21 protein-coding genes are annotated in these 23,664 nt (G+C 44.9%); 5 read left to right on the forward strand and 16 right to left on the reverse strand.

Features of this window, described 5'->3' with window-relative positions:
- From CR205_RS06785 to coaA, 6 genes are all read right to left on the reverse strand, one after another.
- Positions 1–999, reverse strand: coding sequence for an aliphatic sulfonate ABC transporter substrate-binding protein (locus CR205_RS06785; protein WP_110518170.1), 999 nt, complete (start codon positions 997–999; stop codon positions 1–3).
- 22 nt (positions 1,000–1,021) lie between these two features.
- Positions 1,022–1,798 (reverse strand): ABC transporter permease, encoded by a 777-nt coding sequence (locus CR205_RS06790; protein ID WP_110518171.1) that lies wholly within the window; start codon positions 1,796–1,798, stop codon positions 1,022–1,024.
- Complete coding sequence (locus CR205_RS06795) at positions 1,782–2,576, reverse strand: ABC transporter ATP-binding protein (RefSeq protein ID WP_110518172.1); 795 nt, start codon at positions 2,574–2,576, stop codon at positions 1,782–1,784. The genes CR205_RS06790 and CR205_RS06795 overlap by 17 nt, the downstream gene beginning before the upstream one ends.
- 171 nt (positions 2,577–2,747) lie before the next feature.
- The gene (locus CR205_RS06800; protein ID WP_236634713.1) at positions 2,748–3,524 is read right to left on the reverse strand and encodes a PAS domain-containing protein; all 777 of its coding nucleotides are present in this window, start codon (positions 3,522–3,524) and stop codon (positions 2,748–2,750) included.
- A gap of 474 nt (positions 3,525–3,998) precedes the next feature.
- Positions 3,999–4,331 carry a winged helix-turn-helix transcriptional regulator gene (locus CR205_RS06805; RefSeq protein ID WP_110518173.1) on the reverse strand — a complete coding sequence of 111 codons (333 nt, stop codon included), beginning with the start codon at positions 4,329–4,331 and terminating at the stop codon, positions 3,999–4,001.
- A 183-nt stretch (positions 4,332–4,514) separates the two neighbouring features.
- The gene (coaA, locus tag CR205_RS06810; protein ID WP_110518174.1) at positions 4,515–5,471 is read right to left on the reverse strand and encodes a type I pantothenate kinase; all 957 of its coding nucleotides are present in this window, start codon (positions 5,469–5,471) and stop codon (positions 4,515–4,517) included.
- Between the two features lie 212 nt (positions 5,472–5,683).
- Here coaA and CR205_RS06815 point away from each other — a divergent pair, with 212 nt between their 5' ends.
- Positions 5,684–7,282: an ABC-F family ATP-binding cassette domain-containing protein gene (locus CR205_RS06815; protein ID WP_110518175.1), complete on the forward strand. Its 1,599-nt coding sequence runs from the start codon at positions 5,684–5,686 to the stop codon at positions 7,280–7,282.
- 311 nt (positions 7,283–7,593) lie between these two features.
- Here CR205_RS06815 and CR205_RS06820 read toward each other — a convergent pair whose 3' ends face one another.
- Positions 7,594–8,472 (reverse strand): DUF3307 domain-containing protein, encoded by an 879-nt coding sequence (locus CR205_RS06820; RefSeq protein ID WP_110518176.1) that lies wholly within the window; start codon positions 8,470–8,472, stop codon positions 7,594–7,596.
- Positions 8,469–9,158, reverse strand: a complete 690-nt coding sequence (locus tag CR205_RS06825; protein ID WP_110518177.1) for a hypothetical protein — start codon at positions 9,156–9,158, stop codon at positions 8,469–8,471. The genes CR205_RS06820 and CR205_RS06825 overlap by 4 nt, the downstream gene beginning before the upstream one ends.
- Before the next feature lie 222 nt (positions 9,159–9,380).
- On the opposite strand from CR205_RS06825, the gene CR205_RS06830 reads away from it, so the two are divergent.
- A complete protein-coding gene (locus tag CR205_RS06830) occupies positions 9,381–9,710 on the forward strand; it encodes a hypothetical protein (protein ID WP_110518178.1) in 330 nt (109 codons plus the stop codon).
- Between the two features lie 104 nt (positions 9,711–9,814).
- On the opposite strand, the gene CR205_RS06835 is transcribed toward CR205_RS06830, so the two are convergent.
- A complete protein-coding gene (locus tag CR205_RS06835) occupies positions 9,815–11,143 on the reverse strand; it encodes an FAD-dependent oxidoreductase (protein ID WP_110518179.1) in 1,329 nt (442 codons plus the stop codon).
- Between the two features lie 145 nt (positions 11,144–11,288).
- Here CR205_RS06835 and CR205_RS06840 point away from each other — a divergent pair, with 145 nt between their 5' ends.
- On the forward strand, positions 11,289–11,474 hold the full coding sequence (locus CR205_RS06840; protein ID WP_161524698.1) for an H-type small acid-soluble spore protein: 186 nt from the start codon (positions 11,289–11,291) through the stop codon (positions 11,472–11,474).
- A gap of 64 nt (positions 11,475–11,538) precedes the next feature.
- Here CR205_RS06840 and CR205_RS06845 read toward each other — a convergent pair whose 3' ends face one another.
- The 4 genes from CR205_RS06845 to CR205_RS06855 all read right to left on the reverse strand — a co-directional run bounded on the left by CR205_RS06845 (position 11,539) and on the right by CR205_RS06855 (position 14,579).
- Positions 11,539–12,210 carry a TVP38/TMEM64 family protein gene (locus CR205_RS06845; protein WP_110518181.1) on the reverse strand — a complete coding sequence of 224 codons (672 nt, stop codon included), beginning with the start codon at positions 12,208–12,210 and terminating at the stop codon, positions 11,539–11,541.
- 117 nt (positions 12,211–12,327) lie between these two features.
- Complete coding sequence (locus tag CR205_RS06850; protein WP_110518182.1) at positions 12,328–13,056, reverse strand: ZIP family metal transporter; 729 nt, start codon at positions 13,054–13,056, stop codon at positions 12,328–12,330.
- A 110-nt stretch (positions 13,057–13,166) separates the two neighbouring features.
- Positions 13,167–13,292, reverse strand: a complete 126-nt coding sequence (locus CR205_RS20680) for a hypothetical protein (protein ID WP_268877400.1) — start codon at positions 13,290–13,292, stop codon at positions 13,167–13,169.
- 12 nt (positions 13,293–13,304) lie between these two features.
- Positions 13,305–14,579: a helix-turn-helix domain-containing protein gene (locus CR205_RS06855; RefSeq protein WP_110518183.1), complete on the reverse strand. Its 1,275-nt coding sequence runs from the start codon at positions 14,577–14,579 to the stop codon at positions 13,305–13,307.
- A 238-nt stretch (positions 14,580–14,817) separates the two neighbouring features.
- Between CR205_RS06855 and CR205_RS06860 the strand changes: the two genes are divergently transcribed.
- Entirely contained in the window at positions 14,818–15,915 is a 1,098-nt protein-coding gene (locus CR205_RS06860; RefSeq protein ID WP_110518184.1) for an SDR family oxidoreductase, read from the forward strand.
- 47 nt (positions 15,916–15,962) lie between these two features.
- On the opposite strand, the gene CR205_RS06865 is transcribed toward CR205_RS06860, so the two are convergent.
- Both CR205_RS06865 and CR205_RS06870 read right to left on the reverse strand, forming a co-directional pair.
- Entirely contained in the window at positions 15,963–19,139 is a 3,177-nt protein-coding gene (locus CR205_RS06865) for a UvrD-helicase domain-containing protein (protein WP_110518185.1), read from the reverse strand.
- A complete protein-coding gene (locus tag CR205_RS06870) occupies positions 19,132–22,077 on the reverse strand; it encodes a PD-(D/E)XK nuclease family protein (RefSeq protein ID WP_161524699.1) in 2,946 nt (981 codons plus the stop codon). The genes CR205_RS06865 and CR205_RS06870 overlap by 8 nt, the downstream gene beginning before the upstream one ends.
- Before the next feature lie 272 nt (positions 22,078–22,349).
- Between CR205_RS06870 and CR205_RS06875 the strand changes: the two genes are divergently transcribed.
- On the forward strand, positions 22,350–22,586 hold the full coding sequence (locus CR205_RS06875; protein ID WP_110518187.1) for a DNA alkylation repair protein: 237 nt from the start codon (positions 22,350–22,352) through the stop codon (positions 22,584–22,586).
- 377 nt (positions 22,587–22,963) lie between these two features.
- On the opposite strand, the gene CR205_RS06880 is transcribed toward CR205_RS06875, so the two are convergent.
- Positions 22,964–23,647 carry a type 1 glutamine amidotransferase domain-containing protein gene (locus CR205_RS06880; RefSeq protein ID WP_110518188.1) on the reverse strand — a complete coding sequence of 228 codons (684 nt, stop codon included), beginning with the start codon at positions 23,645–23,647 and terminating at the stop codon, positions 22,964–22,966.
- Positions 23,648–23,664 lie beyond the last annotated feature (17 nt).

The following is a 23,664-nucleotide window of genomic DNA, read 5'->3' on the forward strand; positions in this document are numbered from 1 at the left end:
TTACTCTCCCATGACCTTTTCGAGTAATTCCGTATTTGTAAATCCTTCAAGATCAGGCTCATCTGAGATGAATTTCAATTCATATGATGCAGTTGCCCAATATTGTAATGCGTCAGCATGGGTTTCCGCTGTTACTTCCATCCGGTCCCATGCCCGAAGCAGCACCTCATCCGGCAGACGTGTCTGCGTTAACTGGTACAGAGCTTCATTAATGGTATCCAGTGTATCTCCCTTGTTTTCACTGGCGTATTCTACACTCCGGATGTGAGCGAGCAGCGCCTGTTCTACAAGCTCCTCATTATTTTCAAGGAATTCATTTGTCGTAACAAAAACAACACTTGCCAGCTCTTCTCCAAGGAAGACTTCATCCCACTCTGCAATAACATTAGCACCATACTCAAGCTCAAGGAGAGTCCCCCACGGTTCCGGAGCAGCCGCTGCATCAATCTGTCCCTGCTCAAACATAGCAACCATGTTTGCAGGTGCAACCCGGGACTGATGTTCCACCGTCCCCCCCAGTCGATTGGATTTCAGACCAATCCTCTCCAGCATGATTTCCAGCTGAACATTGTGTGTACAGCCGTTTCCTGGCGTACAGAAGGAATGACCGTCAAGATCTTCCAGCGTATAGATGCCTGAATCCTCCCTCGATACAATGAGGGTAGCTCCGTTGGCAGCTGCTGCTAACACCACCACATCGCCACCCTGAAGGAAGTAATTAATTGCCGGCCCGGGACCTACATACCCCATATGAATGTTGCCCGTACTGAGTGCATCAATGAAATCATTGCCATTTGGAAAATTCACAAAATCTATTTCCACCCCATGCATTTCCTCATCAAAAAATCCCTTCTCTTTGCCAACGATGCCGGCAGCGTGATCCAGGTTGGGAAAATACCCGATCGACACTTCCTCTGCCTGGCCCCCGGCTCCCCCTGATCCGCACGCAGCAATTAAAAGCAGAACCGCACTCCCCAGAATCGACAATGTTTTCTTCACTTTGCGCTCCCCCTCTGTTTTCTTATGACTGTTTTTCCTGCAAACCCCACCGCGCAAAAACCCGCCTCTCAATACGGCTGAAAAGTCCGTATTCCACAATGAGTCCGACCGCAGAGATGATGAACATAATTGCCACCACGAGATCCATATTATAAAAGTCTCTGGCATCCATCAGTGTCCGTCCCAGACCACCTCGCCCAATCAGTTCAGCCGCCATAAGCGCCCGCCAGCCAAAAGCCCATGCCAGTCTTGCACCTGTCAGAGCTGCAGGAACGGAAGCCGGTATCATTACCCGCCAGACAAGTGACGCACCGCGGACGCCCATTGTCCTTGCAGCCCGGATTAAGATCGGCTGCACATTTTTGACTCCCATCCTCATATTCATCGTCATAGCCCAGGTTCCCCCAAGGATAACCACGAACAAAATGGCCCCGCTCCCTCCCTGAAACATCATCAGCGCAATCGGCAGCCACACAATACTCGGAACTGGCTGCAGAGCGATGACAAGAGAACCCAGGGTATCGTCAGCCACTTTTGATACGGCAAGCAGAATGCCGAGAGAGCCGCCAATCAGCACTGCAAGGAGGAACCCCGTAAAAATGCGCTGCATGCTCTCAACGAAAGCCACCCGTAAAATTCCCGTTTCAAAAAAACCAATATATAACTGCCCCGCTGCACCGAGGGGAGACGGAAATAGTGTAGGGGACCAGAAAGTGAATAACTGATTCAGGTGATATATTGACTCCCATACAGTAAACAAGGCAAGAAAGAAAATAATGCGCTTAATCAGAATGGACATCTCCAAACTCCTCTCTTGCCACTTTGTCTATTTCTACAGAGAGAAGTGAACGGATCTGCTGTTCCATTTCCGCAAATTCAGGTTCGAGCGAATCCCGGGGGCGGGGTAGTTCCACAGCGAAAACTTTCCTTATTCCTCCCGGCTGCACACCCATCAGAACAATACGATCAGATAGAAGCATCGCCTCCCTGATGTTGTGGGTCACGAAGAGAACCGTCTTACCCGTCTGCCCCCATATGTGCAGCACCTGCTTGTGAAGAAGCGACCGAGTCTGCTCATCAAGCGCTCCAAAGGGTTCATCCATCAGAAGCGTCTCAGGATCCATCGCAAGCGCACGTGCAATTGCGACTCTCTGCTTCATACCGCCTGAAAGTTCATGAGGATAAGCTCCCGAAAACCGGCTCAGGTGGACCATTTTTAAATACTTTTCGGCAGTCCCTTCCGCTTCCACGGCTGACATTCTCTTTTTAATCCCAAAAATGACGTTGCCCTTCACAGTCAGCCAGGGCATGAGAGCCGCTTCCTGGAACACAACACCCCTGTCCGCGCCAGGGCCAACAACCCCTCTTCCGTTCACAGTTACGTTTCCGGAGTTCGCCCGCTCCAGACCCGCTACGATGTTTAAAAGCGTGGATTTCCCACAGCCTGACGGCCCAAGAAGAGAAACAAATTCTCCCGGCCTGACCTTCAGATCAACGCCCGAAAACACTTCCACCGTTCCACCTTTACCATCAGCGGTGCCGAATGTCTTTTTTACATTCTCAATAATAATCCCCACTTACAACCTCCCCGAATCAGCCCATGTGTTTATTCTGATCATTTTACTCGGGTATCTCTTCATAAATATATGAAATTTTGTGGGCTTATGTGCAAAAAAAGCCGACTCAAATCCATCCAATTGGATTCAAGCCAGCTTTCACCATTTGATATTAATTCATAGATACAAACATTAACGCATCTGAATAGCCTCTTTTACAGTGCTGAAGGTTCTGATCTGCGGTAAATCAATTCGCATCTTGACAGTTTTTATTGCCAGTCTGGTGGAGATCCCCGTAATAATCAGAGAGGTACCGAGCAGCCTGAGAAGGTCGCTTAAATTAAATATGCCGTGAATGACATGTTCATTAATATCACTTAAACCCGATAGATCCAGAATCAGCGTGTGATCCTTAGTGGCCGATATGGACGAAGTAAGATCAGACAGAATATTTTCCAGACGCTCTTCGGTCACATCTCCAATGAGAGGCAGCACAGAGACACCCTCTTCTATCGGTACAATTGGTGTGGAAAGGCGGTTGACTTGATCAAGAGAATTTTTGAGTTCTTCTTTTGCTTTCTCATATTCTGTCACGTCTTTTTGGATCCCGATAAAATACCATTTATCATTTTCTGCATCTCTTACAGGGTCAATATGGAGTTCGTTCCAGAACACTTCTCCATTTTTCCGGTAGTTCTTTATTGTTACCGAAACGGCTTTTTTCTCACGAATCGAATGTCTGATTTCATTCACCTTTTCCACTTCTGTGTCAGGCCCCTGAAGAAAACGGCAGTTCCTGCCGATAATTTCTTCTTTCATATAACCTGTCATCGTTTCAAAGGCGCGGTTGGCAAAAATAATCGGATGGTCATCCAATTCCGGATCCGTAATAATCACCCCTGCACGTGTGTAATCCATCGCCTGAATAATAATTTCACTTGATAATAAGCTCTGCGGCGCATATGTCAAAGAATTCCCTCCCTAACCCGATATTGGGTATGTATGCCGCTTGTACGCACTTCATAAACTCCGGCGGCAAAGTGTATTTCAACTGCAGCTCAAAAACAGCAACCGGCTAACACATCAGCCAGTTCCATATAGATCAATAATAATGTGAACAGGATGTATTTTCAACTGATTCCCAGTCCTCTAAAGTAACTGCTGTATAAATCCAGTACACACACAGTTGCAAATCAAATGCACCCCTTTAACCCCCGTATTCTTTATAAAGAACAAAAACGATCGTTCTCTCACGAGAACAATTAATAATTATACACCCTGTCCGACCTCGCCTTCAATACCTTTTAAATAAATATGCAAAACGTACGTTTTAGTAATATTGTAATTCCAGTATAGGTGCAAAACATTTTTTATTTCTGTTGTATAACAGACGAGGCATAAAAAAAACCTCTGGGCTCACAGCCCTGAGGTTACTTGTTCAGATCAAGACGTTTCACGATGTTCTTTCTTCAGGCGATGATTCCGCCCCCACACAGCCATCTCCTCCAGCATAATTTCAAGCTCTTTTCCATAGGGAGTCAGAGAATACTCAACTTTAGGCGGGACAACAGGGTACGCTTTACGGTCAACCAGGCCGTCTGACTCCAGTTCTTTCAGCTGCTTAATGAGCGTCTGATGTGAGGCGTCGGGGAGCTTCTTTTTAAGCTCATTAAACCTGAGTGTCTGCCCTACCAGTTCCAGGAGGATAATACCTTTCCATTTTCCGCAGACCACATCCAATGTTGTTTTAATACTTTCGAGTTTTTCTCTTTCCATTTCAAGAGCCTCCCTGGCTTTATTTATTTACCCGTTTCCGGGTTTTGTCATTTTTGCAGTCCTTTTGTTGCCCTTAAGACCCGAAGTACTTCAGATTAGTTTAATTAATACCCTGTTTAAAATAATTCAACCCAAAAAAGCTTCCTTTTTAAGGGAAGCTTTACCGGTTTGATGTATGACTGTTTATTTTTTCCTGAGATGAAGGCTTTCAACTCCATGATTCTTCCCTTTATGCAGGATCAGGTCAGCCCGGTGTTTGGTCGGAAGAATGTTACGGTGTAGATTTACCTCGTTGATCTCTTTCCAGATTTTTTCGGCAACCCGTTCTGCTTCTTCGTCTGAAAGATCGGCATACTTTCTGAAATAGGAATCCGGATCTTTAAATGCTGTCGAACGGAGTGTTTTAAACCTCTCAATATACCAGTTGAAAATGTCATCTTCCTTTGCATCCACGTAGATGGAGAAATCGAAAAAATCAGAGACGAAAACTTCCGGAATTTCCCTGCCGTCATTGGCAACCTGAAGCACATTTATTCCCTCTACAATAACAATGTCAGGGTTTGAGATCACCTGACGCTCTCCTTCTACGATATCGTATACAAGATGAGAGTATACAGGGGCACTCACTTCACTGACCCCGGACTTCAGATCCGCCAGAAAACGAATCAGCTTTGAGGTGTCGTAGCTTTCAGGAAACCCCTTCCGGTTCATGATTCCTTTTTCTTCAAGAACACGATTTGGATAGAGAAATCCATCGGTCGTTAACAATTCCACCTTGGGATGATTGGGCCAGCGCGACAGCAGGGCCTGAATGAGACGGGCTGTTGTACTTTTGCCAACCGCAACACTGCCGGCCATTCCAATAATATAAGGTACTTTACTGGTCTTTTTGTGAAGAAACAGATTCGTAACCGAGTGAAGGTCCTGTGAAGCGGTTGTGTAAAGGTTTAGGAGTCTTGAGAGCGGCAGATAAACACTCGATACTTCGTCAATGGAAATGTTCTCGTTTATACCTTGAAGCCTGCTGATCTCCTGCTCCGAAAGCGGCTGTACAGATCCGGGGCTTAACGCTGCCCACTCCTGTTTATTCAGCGTTATGTATGGTGAATAGGGTTTATGTGCTGAGTAATATGAAATCATGGACGATGTACTCCTTGCCTGTGCATTGTAAGCGTTTTAATTTTCAACACTTTCCATCTTATCACACTTCATTTAAACATGCTTCAGTAAAAATGTCATTCCTTCTGTCCCCGAAGGGGGTTCAAAAGCCATAGAACGCAAAGTTTAAATCGCATTTCTCCCCTGAAAATGTTATACTCTTTCCAGACTTTGATTTGCGAAGGATGAGATAAATGATTAATGTAACGGATGTAAGTTTGCGCTTTGGTGACCGCAAGCTTTTTGAAGATGTAAACATAAAATTCACTCCAGGTAACTGCTACGGCCTGATTGGGGCTAACGGAGCAGGAAAATCCACGTTTATAAAAATACTGTCGGGTGAAATTGAAGCACAGACAGGCGACGTGAGCATGCCTCCAAACTCCCGTATGGCTGTGCTGAAGCAGAACCACTTTGAATATGAAGAATTCACTGTCCTTGACGTGGTGATTATGGGTCATAAACGCCTTCACGAAGTCATGAAGGAAAAAGACGCTATTTATATGAAAGAAGACTTTTCTGATGAGGACGGCATTAAGGCAGCCGAGCTTGAAGGGGAGTTTGCTGAACTGAACGGCTGGGAAGCTGAATCAGATGCAGCCATGCTTCTCAGCGGTCTCGGAATTACCGACGATCTTCATTCGAAGAAAATGGAAGAACTCTCCGGCGGGGATAAAGTGAAAGTTCTTCTTGCCCAGGCCCTGTTTGGCAATCCTGACGTTCTTCTTCTTGATGAGCCTACCAACCACCTTGATCTTAAAGCGATTCAGTGGCTGGAGGAATTTCTGATTAACTTTGATAATACGGTTATTGTGGTCTCTCACGACCGTCACTTCCTGAATAAAGTGTGTACGCATATTGCAGATCTTGATTTCGGTAAACTTCAGATTTATGTTGGTAACTATGATTTCTGGTATGAATCAAGCCAACTGGCACTAAAAATGCAGCAGGACCAGAACAAAAAGAAGGAAGAAAAAATTAAAGACCTGCAAAACTTTATTGCCCGGTTCAGTGCCAATGCTTCCAAGTCGAAACAGGCCACATCAAGAAAAAAACTGCTTGATAAAATTGAACTGGACGATATTAGACCGTCATCAAGAAAGTACCCCTACATTGCCTTTAAGCCGGAACGAGAAATCGGAAATGACGTTCTTCAGGTTAAAGAGCTAACAAAAACGATTGACGGTGAAAAGGTACTGAACAACGTCAGCTTCATTATGAACCGCGAAGATAAAATTGCTCTTGTGGGAGATAATGAAATTGCCAAAACAACCCTGATGAAAATTCTTATGGGTGAGATGGAACCGGACAGCGGTACCTACAAATGGGGTATTACGACAAGCCAGTCCTACTTCCCTAAAGATAACGCTGCTTATTTTGAAGGCAACGACACAGATCTGGTTAACTGGCTGCGTCAGTACTCTCCAGAAGACCAGACGGAAACGTTTATTCGCGGCTTCCTTGGCCGTATGCTCTTCTCTGGTGAAGAAGCAAAGAAAAAAGCAAGTGTGCTTTCAGGAGGCGAAAAAGTCCGCTGCATGCTTTCAAAAATGATGCTCAGCAGTGCGAACGTTCTCCTTCTTGATGAACCGACAAACCACCTCGATCTTGAGTCCATCACTGCTCTTAACAACGGTCTGATTAATTTTAAAGGTGCCATGATTTTTGCCTCTCATGACCACCAGTTTAATCAGTCGATCGCTAACCGCGTGATTGAAATTAGAGACGAAGGTGTCTTTGACAAGGAAATTACATTTGACGAATATGTAGAGATGAAAGCAGCAGTTAAGTAAGCCCTTCTCCCCGGACAGAAATGTCCGGGGCTTTTCTTATTATCAGTTTACGTATATAAGATTATGTAAAGTATAACAGCGGTCTTGGGGTCAGAACATAAGAAAAATCTTCAGATAAGACAGCCGACTAGCGGATGAAATATATGCCGACTCCTGCGGGATGAGCAGCTGAGACCACTTTAGCAGCGAAGCACACGGAAGCTCAGCCGCTTCCCGCGGAAAGCCGCGTATATTTCAAGAGCGGTTTACTCGCATCGCATGGTAATTTATTGTAATTCCGTCTGAAAAAACCACTTTTGCCCCGGCCCCTACTATTGAATAACTGCCGCGGCGAGAATTCCAATTAAAAGCCCAATAATTGCACTCGCGATGGTGCCGGTCAGATAATACTCCGCAAACTGCTTATTATCAAACTGCTTAAACCTGGTAAGTGACTTTAGTGCAGCAAGAAAAGCCAGACCGTGGGAAAGCTGTGTGACCAGAAGGATCATGATAAGCAGCCTCTCAAGCATACCAATATACCTGCCGGTTTTCTGTGGTGAATCCCGGTACAACTGTTCTGACTTCACGGTCGTTATTTCAGATTCCCTTTCCCCGTTCGGAAGCATTTTTGTCCGTACCTCTGTGCGCTCATTTTCAATAACGTAATGATCTTTCTGAATGTCATCTTTCGGAGCCACATTCTGAAGCAGAATTCCCAGGAAGTACCCCGCAGCATAAGTCCCGGTAATTACGAGACATACAATAGCTGCCGCACGGTCAGCATAGTGCCAGTCATAGGTTCCCTGTGCTACGGCTGCAAGATCCGGATAAACCGTTTCCCATTGGACGCCGCCAGGCGAAAGTATAAAAACAGTCCCTGCGATGACAAAGATATGAACAGACTGATCCGTTAAAAATAGAAAGATTTGAGCCCCTACCGATTTCAGTTTTCTGCTCATAACGACTTTCAGAAAATCGATGATCAAGTGTAAGATGGAAATCACCGCTACGGTACACAAAAGGAGAAATACAGACCCGCCAAACATTCCCCAGTACAAAGCGGTAATCACGATGTAAAGACCAGCATGGATAAAGACGTGGGCAGTCAGCCCCCTTAACAGGTTTGTTTCTTTCAGTCTGACAAGTTTATCAGATTGGAGAACAAAGTCCCCGGCAAGGTGGCCTGCAAGCAGCCAGAGCCAAATCATACAGATTGCTCTCTTTCACGTAAAAAGATACCGTAAAAATCTGTCAGTTCATCAAAGGCCGCTTCAATGGACCGTACCTTTAAATACTGTGATCTTGCCAGAAGGTAGCTGACAGCCGACTTTGGAGACTTATATCCAAGCGCCTTTCCTGCCTGTTCAAACGTCCATTCCGGATGTTTTTCAATTAAAGAGATAACATCCTGCTGCTTTGATGTCCACTGATCTTTTTTTTCAAGTATTATCATATATAGACTGTTTAAGGAATCACATGGGACGTGATCAGAGGATATAAAAAAGCTGCCCTCTTTTCCCTGGTACCTTCCGCCTTTTAATTCTTCATCGCGTGCCTTGATGGCGTTGAGCACAGCACTTCCATTCACGGTATGAACTGATGTCTCGTTATTTTCAACATATCCGATGCCTACACCAAGATAATAATGGAGTCCGCTCCCGCTCAGATTTTCCCGAATTAACTCCATCACTTCCCTGGTTAATCCCACCCGATTTACAGCACCGATTAATTCATCTCCGCCCCGGATGTCAAATGGTACAAGTAGAGACTCTTTTACCAAATGGTTTGCTGCTTTCTTGCAATCCTCAAGCGCACTTAATAGAGACGTTTTATTCAATTTTGAAGAATTTTTAATATCCACTGCAAAACAAACTGCTGTTTCACGAAACTCCAACCTGATCCCTCCTCCAAAGACTGCCTCTGTTTATAAAATGTATCAACATTTTTAAGGTTGACAAAAAAGCATCAACAATATAATAGTTGCTGTCTTTATATCAACTATAAAACTTTCTGCATTTCTGCACAACTCCTGAACATGTTACATTTTGTTTACAAATACTGTTTTCCAGCTTAAACTAATTAGAAAGCTTTAAACCCTCTTTTGAAAGGAGTTTATATGGAAACACTTGACCGAATTGTAATAGGATCCGTTTTTACAGTTGCACTTACCGGGCTGGTCATTCTAGTTCCCGAGATGAGAAACTACCCTTATTTTCTTACAACGACCATGGTGTTTGCTTCATCACTTGTCCTGTTCTTTTTGTTTTTATCTGATATAACAAAAGAATGGTATATGAGATTTGTGACAGTCAACGGTTTAACGATTGCTCTTATGCCTTTTTTTGAAGGTGAGCCCCGCTGGCTCTGGATCTCCCTATTATATGGGGTAATCATTTCATTTACATACATTTCCTACAGACTCACACAGAACAACAAACACGAATAGGAACATATGTTCCTATTATAAAGTATATACAACGAAAGAAACACTGTCTTTCGTAATGTATTTCCAAAAAAAATAACCCCTGACCGCTTTGGACCGGGGGTACATTATTTGGTTCTCCAAGGATAGTCATCTTTTTCTGTGAAGAAACGGCGCTCCATCTCCTCTTCTCCCATCCGATATCTTTTTGTTTGTCCAGGGGGGAAACCCATATGCCTCGGCCAGTCAAGCAGGTTCATCTTCCACATTCCCATGCCGGATATATTTAGAAGATGTTTAAAATGAAGACGGGGATCCTGTTCAAGATAGCGCAGTGCCCGCATTCGCACTTTCTGCCATGGTCTGCTCGAAAAGGAGTAAACAAGTGCCGACTGATGGCTTAACCCTGAAATGAATTCGGAACGGGGCTTTCTGACACGTTCATACCAGTCAAGCTGCTCTTTGCCCCACTGGTCCCTCTCTTTCATCCAGATTAACAACTCTCCGAGAATATCTGCATCCTGTATCGCCATATTCATCCCTTCTCCTGCCATAGGATGGACGCTGTGGGCAGCATCCCCCAATATGGCACTTCCGTTATCCACGTAATGAGACGTATTATGGCGGATCGGAATCATAAGCTGAATTTCTTTCCACTTCTGGATCTGGTCTACGTATCCCTTCATCTCCGGCATAAAGTCGTAATAGGCCTGAAAAACAGGCTCCAATCCTGCCTTTCTCATTTCCTTATAGCGGCCCGGCTCAATCATGTAAACCGAACGGACCTGCTGATCCGGCAGGGGAAACAATCCGACAAAATGGTTTCTTGCCGCGAAAATCGTTGCTTCCGTGAGGGAAGGTGGCCTTGGAAAGGTTACGGTAAGAAAGTGATGATTATACTGCATCGAGTGAAGCGAAACCTCCATTGCTTTTCTCACCTTGGAAAGGCGCCCTTCTGCCCCAATGACTACTCTGGCCGTAATTTCAAATACTTCTTTTCCCTTTTTGATATAAGCTGCTTTCACATTTCCCCGGTCTTCCATTCTCTCAAAAACAGCAGGCTTCCACATTTCAAAATGCGGATACCGTTCAGCACTTTCCATCAGCAGAGCACGGATCTTCTCGTGGGGAGCCATACGTGCATGGTTGTATTTTGTAGGGAGAAGGTTATAGTTAAGCCTGCTGTGGCAAAGCGTCTGCGGGCGGTCGCCTTCCTTAAGCTCCACTTCGAAGGTATGAATTCTATCAAGCTGATAGCTGTTAGGCAGAAGTGGATCAAGCACATTTAATTTATCAAGTATCTGCAGGCTTTTGGGCTGAAGAAGCTCTCCCTTATAGACGAGCCCGCCCTTCGGATCCTTTTCCACCACAAGGGTACGGATCCCTTCCCTGCTCAACGTGAGCCCGAGAGTAAGTCCCCCAACTCCGCCTCCGATAATGATCACATCATAGTCCATCTGTTCACCACCCCAAGCTACTGGTACACCACAGTCTGACTTTAAACAATTTCCCTTTCAAACATACCTTAAAACCTCAGCCTGGTATAGGCAGCCGCCGGCTTTCACATAATGGAACCACAAAGCGAATTGTGAGGTGATAATGATGGATGCTGTCCGAGCCAATGAGATTCTTAACTCTGAACAGGAGCACGATGTATTTTTTCAGGGGAAGCGTATCTGGATTAGGGAAGTTAATTCAGAACGCAGCACAGCCTGCATTTTCCCGGCTGACGAACCGGAAGACGAAATGACTGTTCCGGTAAGTGAACTTCTGGAAAATCACTCTTAATGGGTGAGTAAGCAAAAAACAGAGATGCATTCCGGTTTCAAACCGGGTAGCATCTCTGTTGTGTTTATTCCAGGGTTTCAAGGTCTTTGTCAAGATCAATATTTCTTTTTGCAAGCCTGTACCTTACATAAACCGGTATTAAAAATGCCGCTACAAAAAGCATTACCGTTGCTGCTATAATTCTCCAGTCCCCACCTACAAAACTTGCCCCGAGAAAGCTGAAAGCCAGAGAACCGGGGATGATTCCGCACATGGTCGCCCCGATGTAGGTTTTAAACGGGATCCTGGACACTCCAGAAAGGTAGCTTACCAGATCAAAATTAACGACAGGAAGGATTCTGAGTACAAGAACATAGAAAAATCCATGCTTTTCCACCCTCTCCTGCAGCGCTTCGGCTTTTACCTGCCACTTCCTGCTGATCAGATGTTTTCCGAGCTTTCTTGCGATCCAAAAAGAAATAACAGCCCCCATTAATGATCCTGCATACGTCAGAACCGGTCCAAAAAGCGGACCAAAGGATAACCCGCCGGCCACCGCAAGAATCGAAGCAGGAAAAAGAGTTAATGGCCGCAGGGCGAATATAAGCAGATAAAACAACGGAGCGAGAAGCCCGAAAGAGAGAATCCAGTTACGGATTCTTTCAGGATCAATTTGAAAAATCGTCTGGTTCAGGGTGTAAACTGCATAAATAATGAGAAGCAGTACGGAAATCCTGATCATCAACTTCATCCACATTGGCAAACACCTCAATCAACTGTTCCTGATCTTCTCATACCCTGATCAGGAAATCTCCACTCCATTTATTTTAGAGTAAAGAACAGCCTCGTGCAATCAAACATCGCATCCAGGTGCTTAAAACCAGTTGATCAGCCATAACATCCCGATCAGACCAGCCATAAAAGAGTATGTTGCCTGAAGGGCATTTCCGTCTCCATGACTTTCAGGAATAAGTTCCTTGTAGATCACATACAGCATCGAGCCTGCTGCAAACGCAAGACCAAAGGGCACTGCAGTTACAAAAAATCCTGTCAGTAGATAACCTGCAATGGCAGCAAAAAACTCTACGAAACCGGTCAGAACAGCAACAAGAAATGCAATGAAAAGTTTAACCCGCTGCTGTATAAGGTAGATGGCAACCAGAAACCCTTCAGGCATGTTCTGGAATCCTATAGAAAGGGCAATTAGCGGGCCCAGACCTTCAACTCCGCTTCCGTAGCTGACCCCGACTGATAAACCTTCAGGAAGATTGTGAAGCGCAATAGCGCTGACAATTAAAACAGCCTTTCTATCCACTCGGACATTCTTTCCTTCATGGTCAAGATGGTGGTGCGGAATAGTTGTCTCCAGGAGAGAAAGAAACAGCATTCCCCCTGAAACACCAAGTACAACGACGATAAAATCAGACATACCAAGGGACCTGGGGATTAATTCGAATACAGCTGCAGCCATCATTACGCCTGCACATAAACCGAGAAGCAGATCTCTGAACCGGTGTGTGCCTCTCCTGAAAATCAGTGCCGGTAAAGCACCAATAGCTGTCGCCGCTGCTGCCAATGCGCTTCCCACTAAAAAATCCGGCAAACCTATTCACCTACCTGCATACAATGAGGTTTTACAGTATGTATACAGGCTGTCCACTAAAATCATTCCAAAAGAAAAAGGATGCGCTGTAATGGCGCATCCCTGATCAATTAATTTGAACCGCCTTCAGAAAAAGGCTTGATCCAATCAGGATCTCCGGAAGCTGACAAATCTCCACCGAAATTACCTAGTACTACTGCACCAGCAAAAATAATAGCAACTAAAAGCTTTTTCATAATATTTCCTCCTTAATGATTTTTAAGTTTATTGTGGTATTGATAAAACAACTTAGCTGATTCGCATATGAGATCTGTGTCTTCAATTTCAATACCCAGTTCATAAGCTTCTGTAGCCGCATAAAAATAAAGTTCCGCTTTCACAAAAATATTAATGGATTGCTTGGAGTAATCTGTATACTTACATATATTACCCTGTGATTTATAAAAATCAGCAATGGTAGAATAACTATGACCTCTGGTCATAGAAGCATTAACGTTGGGCAAATAAGACAAAAGTTCCTTGACATAAATCTCTGCCATTTCCGCCTCGCCTAACTTCATATGTGAATCCATTAATAGAATTAGGGTGTTCATAACCTCGTTTGGAAAGCGGTTTAATTTTTTCTTTAATGAAAGTGCTCTGTTCCCATACTCTATAGCTTTAGTATAATTTTTCAAATCAGAGTATACAAGCCCAATGTTATTAAAAATGAAAGAAGATGTTTTTAAATCGCTATTATATATAAGAAGATTTTGAGCTTTTTTATACGTATCAAGTGCATCTTCATAATCTTTTCGTCTGTAGTAAATATTACCCAGGTTGATAAAAGTGTCAGTTAATTGTTTAATTTCACCGATATCCTGAAATATCGATTCTGCCTTTTTTAAGTGCTGTTCGCCCCAACTGAGGTTTCCTATATATGCACAAACCATTCCCAGGTTAAAGTAGCAGATCCCTACTTCAAAGGCATGTTTTTCAAAATTTATCTTAACATTAATCGCCTGCTGAAAATGCGTTATAGCTTTCCAAAAATCTTCTCTGAAATAGCTTATGGCCCCAAGGATTCGTAAATAAACAAAATAAAGATCACTAAAAGCCTGAACCTTGAGTCCGTCTATTTTATTCATATTTTTCGCTGCTTCATCAATTTTTTCTTCTTTTAGCAGAATTTGTGTCTCAAGTAAAATTAGTTTGATCTCCAGCTCTTCTGAGAAATGTTCTTGGAAACCTTTTGCCTGAATTACGTTTTCTTTAGCAAGGTCCAACAATTCCCTGTATGTATACCTTAGGGCAGAATCAAGCAGCTCTTTGGCTTTACGAATATTCGTCTCTTTTTCAATGCCCAGCAGGGAATCTACTGACGTGCCCAGACGGGATGCGATTTCAGGCAGAATATCATCAGGAAGATGGCGGGTATTGTTCTCAATATCCTGTATATATTTCGGCGATAGGATGCCGTCAGCCAGTTCCTCCACCGAAAGGCCTTTTTCGCTTCTTAGTTTTTTAATACGGTCTCCGATCATAGTACCACCTGATTTTGAATGTTTCGATTGTTATGAACATTATACACGATTTTCTGCAGGCATTTCGTATCATATAACGAATTAGATAGGATATACCTATTCTTTTTTTTTCCAGTCACAGCAAACCACCCATTTCAACAAAATTCCAATACTATTTTACTAGAATTTTCAGCCTTCGATGCACCAACGAGACGAAAAAATATGATAATCTCGACATAACGTGGAGGTGACAGACACAGTGAAAAATTACTTATTTACAGGTTTTCCCGGGTTTATTGCCAGGAGCCTAGTGAAAGGAATAATGGAAAGTCCTCATCACCGGCCGGATCACATTTACTTGCTGGTGCTACAATCACAGAGAGAGAATGCTGAACGTGAAATACAAATACTTCAATCTGCCTGTCCCGCCTTTAAAGACCGGATTCATTTGATCGAAGGTAATATCACCCTTCCGGATTTAGGGATGAATACAGCAGTGTCGGAAGAACTGATGCCGACCATTCGTTATGTATATCATCTCGCTGCCTTATATGATCTGGCCGCTCAGCAGGATGCTGCATACAAGGTTAATGTAGATGGAACAAGACATGTCACCAAATGGGCGGAAAAATGTCAGAACCTTAACCGATACACTTATTTTAGCACAGCCTACGTATCTGGCAAACGGGAGGGTCTGATTACTGAAGATGAACTTGACATGGGTCAGGCTTTTAAAAATCATTATGAAAAAACTAAATTTGAAGCCGAAAAGATCGTACAGGCTGCTAAAAAACGGATCCCTGTTACAATTATCAGGCCTGGTATTGTAAGAGGCCGGTCCGATAATGGGGAAACCATTAAATTCGACGGCCCTTATTTCATTCTTAACATGTTCGACCGGCTGTCCTTTCTTCCATTGATCCCGTATCTTGGAACCGGCAAAGCGGATGGGAATTTTGTTCCTGTTGATTACGTGATTCAGGCAACGGTCTATCTTAGCCGCACCAGTGCCGGGGCAGGAAAAACCTATCACTTAACAGACCCTTCCCCGCTGCCTATGCGGGAGGTGTATCGGCTACTGATGGAAGAGTACCTGGGTAAAAAACCGCGAGGTACAATCCCTCTCGGGTCAGCCACGTTCTTCCTGAGGTTTCGAAAACTCCGCAGGTGGCTTGGTGTTGAACAGGAAGCGCTTGCCTATCTCACGTGCAGAACGGTTTATGATACGACAAAAACGGAAAAAGACCTCGCTGATTCCGGGATTCACATTTCTTCTTTTGAGGATACCCTTACTAGTATGGTCAGATTTTATAAGACCCATAAGTCAGATCCTGACAGAAAAATCCACATTAATTAAAATGAACGGAATGCCGGCCTCATAACCGTATCAGAGGCCGGTGTCAGCTATTCCGTGTGATAGACAAAATAAAGCGTGGTTTCTTTCACAGGCTGTCCGGTCATGTCACGCCATGCTTCTGAATAAAGATCCAGTTGCTTTTGATAATACGCTTTAAGTTCAGGCAGCTGGCTGCTGTCCTTCAGGCGGTCCGTTTTAAAATCAGCAATGACCCAGCTTCCATCCTCAATAAAGATTAAATCGATGATCCCATTTAAAAAGCATGCTGAGGCATATTTGTCTTCTCCCGGCTGCCGATACATGAATGGGACTTCTGTCATAACATTGTCTGATTTTGTCAGACGAAGCCAGAGATTTGATTTCATAAAAACATTTAAAGCGTCCAAAGCTTCAGCACCTCGGTCCATTTCCAGCTCATGATCGGCAAGCATTTGAGTTATGACCCCTTCGTCCGCATCACCATGTCTGATCTGCCGTTCAAACAACGCATGAACAAAAGTTCCCCAATCTGCTCCGCCGCCGGTAGCTCGCTCCAAAGTAAAGACATCGGTCTCCTCGTCTTTTTGAGACGGTGTCTTCAGCTGATAAGAAGGTGTGGATGCCGATTTAATCCAGCTGTCGCGTTCATGCAGGAAGCGTTCATAGGACGAAGCTTCTAAATACTTGCCTTTTGCCTTTTCAGGTTCTTCCTCACTTTCCTCTGGTACCGGAATTTCTTCAAGTCCCGGAATTCCTCTAACCAGAGGAAGCCATGGGTTCCCTTTATCAGTGCTGCTGTCTGTGCGGCTTACGACCATCATTTCTTCTGCCCGCGTTGCTGCCACATACAGTAGCCTTGTTTCTTCAGCAGTAAGATAGGTTGTTTCTTCTTCTTTTTTTTCGTCCCAGTTCTCAGGTCGGGCAATCATCTCTCGTCTGAATAAGCCGGCTGATTTCTGGAAGGTAAAATACCCAGTGGACTCCTTTTCACTACGCTCAATGTGGCGATCCACGTGCTTACCGGGATCCGTGCTTTTCTTCGGATGAACAAGGAAGACATAAGGGGCTTCAAGACCCTTGGATTTATGCACGTTCATAACTCTGACAGCCTGCTGATCCTCCGGCAGCAGCAGTTCTTCATGCACTCGCTCCGTGACGAGGTCTCTGAATAACCTTGCACAGTCTCCAAACAGCGTAAGACCGCGGGATTCTTCATCTCTTACCTTCTGGATCATCTGATAATAGTGAACGGCGTCTCTTGCTGTTTTTTCTGCTTTCATTGCGGAAACGAACAGGCCGAGATCCTCAGCAGTCATTTCCATTACGGTAACCGGCAGATGTTCCCTGCTCCACTTCAGATAAAGGCGAATTTTTTCAAAGCACACAGCAAGAACAGACCGGTCTTCACTGGACAGAGGATCAGGCAAAGAGGAGTAGGCATGAAGTTCTCCCCCTGCTTTTCGGTACTTCACAAGCAAAGCATCACTTACACCAAAAAAGGGACCTTTTAACACAGCTGAAAAATAAAAACTGCTTGCTGGATTGGCCATATACATATACAGATGTGCCAGGCTTCTGAGCATTTCGTCATCACCCAGATTCACCTCACCGGAAGTCATTACTGGAATTCCTTTGGCCTGCAGGGCTTTCGTATACACAAGCACACCATCGTTGTACCGAGTGAGAACCATAAAGTCAGCCGGTTTAGCCGCTCCTGTGCGAATCATCTCCTGAATAATCCCTGCTACACGGCCTGCTTCGTCAATGATGACTTCATCTTTTTTCCCATCCGGGATTGTCAGGGTATAAATGCCCTTTACTGCATCATCTTCTTCATCCTCTTTAAACGAAACCAGCGGTCTGTAAGCAGCCTGATAGGCATTTTCTATCTCCGGCATTGCCGTCTTAAACACAGGGTTAAGTCGCGTGGTAATCCGGCTTGTGGTTCTGAAGTTCATTACCAGATTAAGGGTCTCCCCGCCTGTCATGGCAATCATATGTTTTACTTTCTGATAAATATCAATGTCCGCCCGGCGAAATCGGTAAATAGATTGTTTCGGATCCCCTACAACAAAAAGAGAACCGGGTTTTGGAACCTGCCTGGTCCATTCGTTTTCGTACTCAAGTGACCCCGTTAACAGGAGCATGATCTCCGCCTGAACCGGGTCGGTATCCTGAAATTCGTCTACTAGCAGGCATTTATATTTCTGACTGAAATACTTCCTCGTTTCCGGCTGTTCACGGAGCATCTTTGCTGTAAGTAGCAGCATATCCTGAAAGTTCAGCTGGGAAAGTTCTTTTTTCAGACCGCTGTATGTCAGCAGTGCAGGCCTTAAAAAAGGCACGATAAGCGAATGGGCGTATTCGTACCATTTTTCCATAAAAGCGCAGGTATCCTCATGAAGTATGGCCGCTTTTTCTTTCAGGTCCTTCGCTTCATCTTTGGATTCCCAGCGGTTTAACGTGACTGCGGGCTTTGTTTCGAAAAGCTTAATCAACTGCAGGCGTGTTCTGTTCTGATCCAGATCAAAATAGCTGAGTCTCCGCATCGCTGTGAGAAGTTTCTCCTGAAGTTTATCGTATCCTTTCGCAGGTTTTGTCCCGGGCATGGATCTTTTGGCGTATTCGATAAAATCAAGGATACGTTTGAAAGCACTGTCAAGATCCGGCCGTTCAACTGGTGTCGCAAACCAGGTAACATCCTCGTATTCTTTAACCGTTTTCAGCGCACTCCGAAGCTCTGCCACATCGATTCCTGCTTCTTCAAAGTTTTTCAGTTTTTCTTCCTGTTCAGACCGGATGCCGGTAAGGTACATCTCCCATGCCTGATCAAGCAGAGCGTCATCCTCAAGATCATCGAGCTCGCGAAAATCAAAGTCCAAACCTGCTTCTACAGGTCTTTCCCTAAGTACCTTTGAGCAGAATGAATGAACTGTACCGAGAAAGCACTGGTCAAAATTTTCAAGTGCCCTTGCGATCCGGTCACGTTTAACCGGTTCTGATACGGTGGATGAGAGCTTTTCAAGAGCTGCCTGAAAACGTTCCTTCAGTTCATCTGCCGCCTTTCGGGTAAAGGTAATCGCGACAATTTCATGGATCTGATATTTACCGGTTACGACCAGATTGGACATCCTGGTGACGAGACTTCGGGTTTTTCCGGAACCAGCCCCTGCCTCTACAAGAAAATTCCGCTCCAGATCCTGATCAATTAAATCCCGCTGTTTCTGATCAATCAATTCAGTCATAGCTCCGCACCTCCTCTATCAATCTGCTTCCGGCTTCGCCAGAGAGCTTTTCCTGTACGACAGATTCAGCGCAGCGGTGGCGCATGCAGACTTCTCTCATCTCACAGAAGGTACAGTCTTCAGGGTTTTCAGTAAAGGGAAACTGTCCTTTTTTAATAAATGAAGCAAGCGTCTCAATGATCTGCAGCAGATCTTCTTTCTTTTTGTCGCTGTAAGCTCTGGCGGCTTGATATCCGCTTCCTTTTTCTGTCGGAAAGAGATAATGGGACTGGGTTACACGCTTGCTCCCTGCTTCATCCATCATTTCAAAAGCGAGTGCATACAGAGCATGCTGCAGCTTTCTCCCGCCGTTGAAATAAAGCTCATCATCAAACCCATACGGCTTGCCGCTTTTATAATCCACCGTGCCGTAGGTGCCGTCCTCCAGAAGATCCACACGGTCAATTTTCCCTCTGACCTGGAGTTTACGGTTTTCACTGAGCGGGATTGTGACGGGATCCTGATCCCTGAACCCGAACGAAAGCTCAAAATGAACCGGTTTTCTCCCGGCACTAAAAGACTCTTCAACCTTAAGGAAGATATAACAGGCGTCATAAATTTCCCTGCTTTCAAGATCAAATATGACTTCACTCGGCGGCGGAAGAACCTTTCTGAGTCTGGCGAGTTCCTCCGAGGCAATTTGTTTCAGCCAGTCCTCGGTACCATCGAGTTCTGCTGTTTTCCCCTGATCATAAAGTTCCTGATAGAATCGCTCAAAAACGGTATGAAGCAGCGTTCCTCTCGCAGCAGGATCAAGCCATTTATAGCGGTCTTCCTCCTCTTCTTCTTCCGGTTCGATTTTAAGAATATCCTTTAAAAAATATTTATACGGACACGTGGCAAGCGTTTCAAGTTTACTTGAACTCATAATAATCGTTGAGCCTGCAAGAGGATCGTATTCCTCCGTAAGCCCTTCTACACGTCCTTCATAGGCTGTGAACTGAGTTGATTTTCTTGATCGCTCGGACTTACAGCCTTCCAAAAGGTGAGCAAATAACGGATGGGAAAGTGATGCATCTGTAATTTTGCTTTTTCTCCACAATTTGTCCAGCCACCAGCCATTCCCGCTGATCCTGGAGGTCTCAGGGCTGATAAAGGAGAGATCGCCAGTCAGCTTCCGCTCCACCTCTTCACCGGCAGCTTCAGGCTGATTATTTATGTACCTGTAAAGCTGAATAAAGCTGTAGGCAGGGGCAGCTTTACGGTTTCCTGCCAGATCCATAAGAGGGTAGGAATAACCTGTTATTCCCCGCACACTGCCAACGAGACAGGCCGTTTTCCATACTCCGCGCTTTGCGTGTTCCCTGGAGGTCATCATGTCCGGATGAATACGAATTCGTTCTTCATCAAGAAGTACCGGGTCCTCTTTCGCAGAGCCGGGCACATTCTGACTTGTCATTCCTACGAGAAAGGTGTGCCGGAAGTCGAAAAACAGAGCAGATCTTGAAGGAACTGCATGGATATGACCTGGTTCAGGCATGGATGAGGTTACCTGCATGGACGTAAGCCAGTATTCTGTCTGAAAGACAGCTTCCGAAGCTCTTAAAGAAAAAGTAAGTTGTTCTGCTGTCGCCTCTATCATGGAAACCACGTGCATTTTAGCTGATTCATCCTCAGGGCTGACCGGCCGGGACCACTCTTCTAAAAAGGTACACACAGCTTTCAGACACTGTTCTGAAGTCACCTTCTCAAAAGCAGTTTTAAAAGGAGAGACAGTGAGAAGCGATTTGAGCCAATGTGTAAAGGCAGGCTCCTGACCTCGCGCTTCCAGCAGATCAAGGGTCTCCCAAAGCACCTGGTAGCCCCTAAAACCGCCTGCTTCCTTTAAAGCTTTAATGCCGCTGAAAACCTCTGTCCCCTCTGGTGTTCTGATTAGCCTTTCATTTAAAAGCCGTTCAAGCCCCTTGATATGAAACCCGGATTTTAACCAGTCAAGGTAAGCAAAAACCGCTCTGCCGGAAGGCATAAAGGATAAGGGAACACCTTCTGAAAACGTAATCGGAATCCCTTCCTTTTCTCTAAGCTGAAGAAGAAGAGACCGGTAAGTGCCGGAGTCCGGATAGCAGATGATCGCCTGGTCAAAAGGGATTTCTTTCTCTCTCAGGCAGGCCAGGATGTTCATTAACTCTTCCTCTGGACTGAATTTTACAGACAAGTGGATATTCTGTTTCCGTTCCTGGATGGCTTCCTCCAGCGAAAAGCTGTGTTCTGCACCTCTATTGTCTTCAAGAAGCTGTTTATTCTGCTCGGCATTTTCAATCTGTGTCCACTTTGGGATATGAAGCATACCTGAGCTGACAAATTGTCTTAAAAATGCAGCGGGAAGAGCGTGATAGGCATCATGCGGAAAGTAAATATAGTGGGTCTCTTCCATTCCTTTCAGGCCTTGTTCAACAGCATACCTGTACATGTCAGCCCGGTCATACAGCTGATTATCTTTTAAATAGTTTTCATAGATTTTAAACAACGCTGTCAGATCGGCACCTTTGTCTTTTTTCACGAAGAATGTTTCGTCAAGGTCTTCAGATGACTTTCCTGCGAGCCTGATATCTAGTATCGCCCGGTAAACACCTTCACTGAGGGCAGGGGAAAGCTTAACCTGTGAAAAATACAGAAACTTGCCGCTGGTTTTCATGCTGTTCATGGCAGAAAAGATAAACTGGCGGCCTCCTTCCTGCGAACACTCCTTTCTCCCATCCCTGACCTGCTCCCAGCCAGGGTGCTGCCGGATCAGATCTTCTGCTGTCGCATTATGTACGTTTATTACAGGAATCCCCTCTTTAGCGAGAGCCTGTACAGTCAGTCTTCCATCCCGTTTAGACGGCACGATGAACACTTTATGCTTAAACGGATTCTCCTTTACGATTGAAGCTATTTCTTTCAAAAACTCCGGTGACATCCGGCAATCCCCCTTTAACATTCCTGCAAAGTCTGCTGTTTCTGCAGTGTAATAGTAACTGAAACGGTCAGAATCCCTTTACGGCTGTGCTTTCAGACCCAACCGTTCATCAGCGCACGATCATACGTTCCTTTTTACATCATACCATGATCCCTGCTTCAGGAAAACGGACGGGAGTATTTTCACAGAAACTGGTGAAACTATGCAAAACTAATGGTTTCGCTCTTCGAAGCCGATTTAAATCTGCAATCAAAAATAAAGGAGTGTTCAGCGTGAACCATACGTACATGTGCCCTTCCTGCCGGGCAAAGACACGCTTTAATGTAATTGATCAGGTCGTCACACCCGTGATGTGGAACAACGATGAAGGAGATTATGAGGAAACAGAAAGACAGGAGCTTTTTCACATGGCATACAACGGTCCTGATAAAAGAATTCAGTGCGGCAGCTGCGGTCTCGTGGAAGATGAGATCCGCTTCCTGAAAATGGCGCAAAATAACGCAAAATGAAATGCTGTGCTCGTAAAGATTGTTGCCTGACCACTTTATTATGACTCCAGCGACGAGCGCTTGCTTCTCGAATATGCTGCGAGTTGCTTCAACGCAGGCCGCTTCGAAGGGTTGCTGGCAGAGGATGAAGCAGGAATTTTCCCGAGGAGGCTGAAGTGATGGCCGCGGAAAGCATCCGCCTGTAGCGACATAAATCAACAACCTTTCCGAAAACAGCAAAATAAAAAGAGGCTGGAAAAGTACTAGCCTGAACTTTATGAAGTCGCGACAAGGTTGCCTCAAAGTCCGGATGGATAAAACATTAAAAAACGGTTCCAATTCGCAAACCGAATTGAAACCGTTTTTTCTTTTATTCAAAACCTTCTTGCCTGGTGATCCTATTCAAACTTTTTCTTACGCTGCCCTTCCACAACTTCGATAAAGGCCCGTGCAGTGGTTAAACTTGACTGCGGGTTCTGTCCGGTAACGAAATTTCCATCTATTACGGCATAATCACTCCACGGCGCTCCCAACTCAAACAATGCACCTTTCTCACGCAGAGACGTCTCAAGCATGAATGGCATATATTTATCAAGTTCTGTCGACTCTTCTTCTTCGTTTGTAAAGGCGGTGATTTTCTTCCCGTCTATAATAGATGTGCCATCGGACTTTACGGCGTTAACAAAGGCTGCAGGCCCGTGGCATACTGCTCCAATCGGGAAATTGTGATCTGCGAAGTACTGGAGAATAGAGTTAATGTTTTCATCATCAGGAAAATCAAACATCGTACCGTGACCTCCAGGCAGGAATACGCCTTCATAGGATTCAGCTGATACCTGTTTTAACTCAGCGGTTTCTTCAAGTCTCTTCATGGCTTCTTTCCATTCTTCAGGTATATCTTCTTCCATACTATTAGGATCAAGAGGAGCCTTTCCTCCTTTTGGAGAGGCAACTGTCACGTCATAACCGGCTTCACGGAAAGCGAGGTAGGGCTCAGTAAATTCGGACACCCAGATGCCGGTTTTATTATCTGAATTAATTTTATCGGTTCCTGTTACAATCATAAGCATTTTCTTTGCCACAATAACCACTCCTCGAT

Source organism: Alteribacter lacisalsi (genome assembly GCF_003226345.1).
Lineage (GTDB): Bacteria > Bacillota > Bacilli > Bacillales > Salisediminibacteriaceae > Alteribacter > Alteribacter lacisalsi.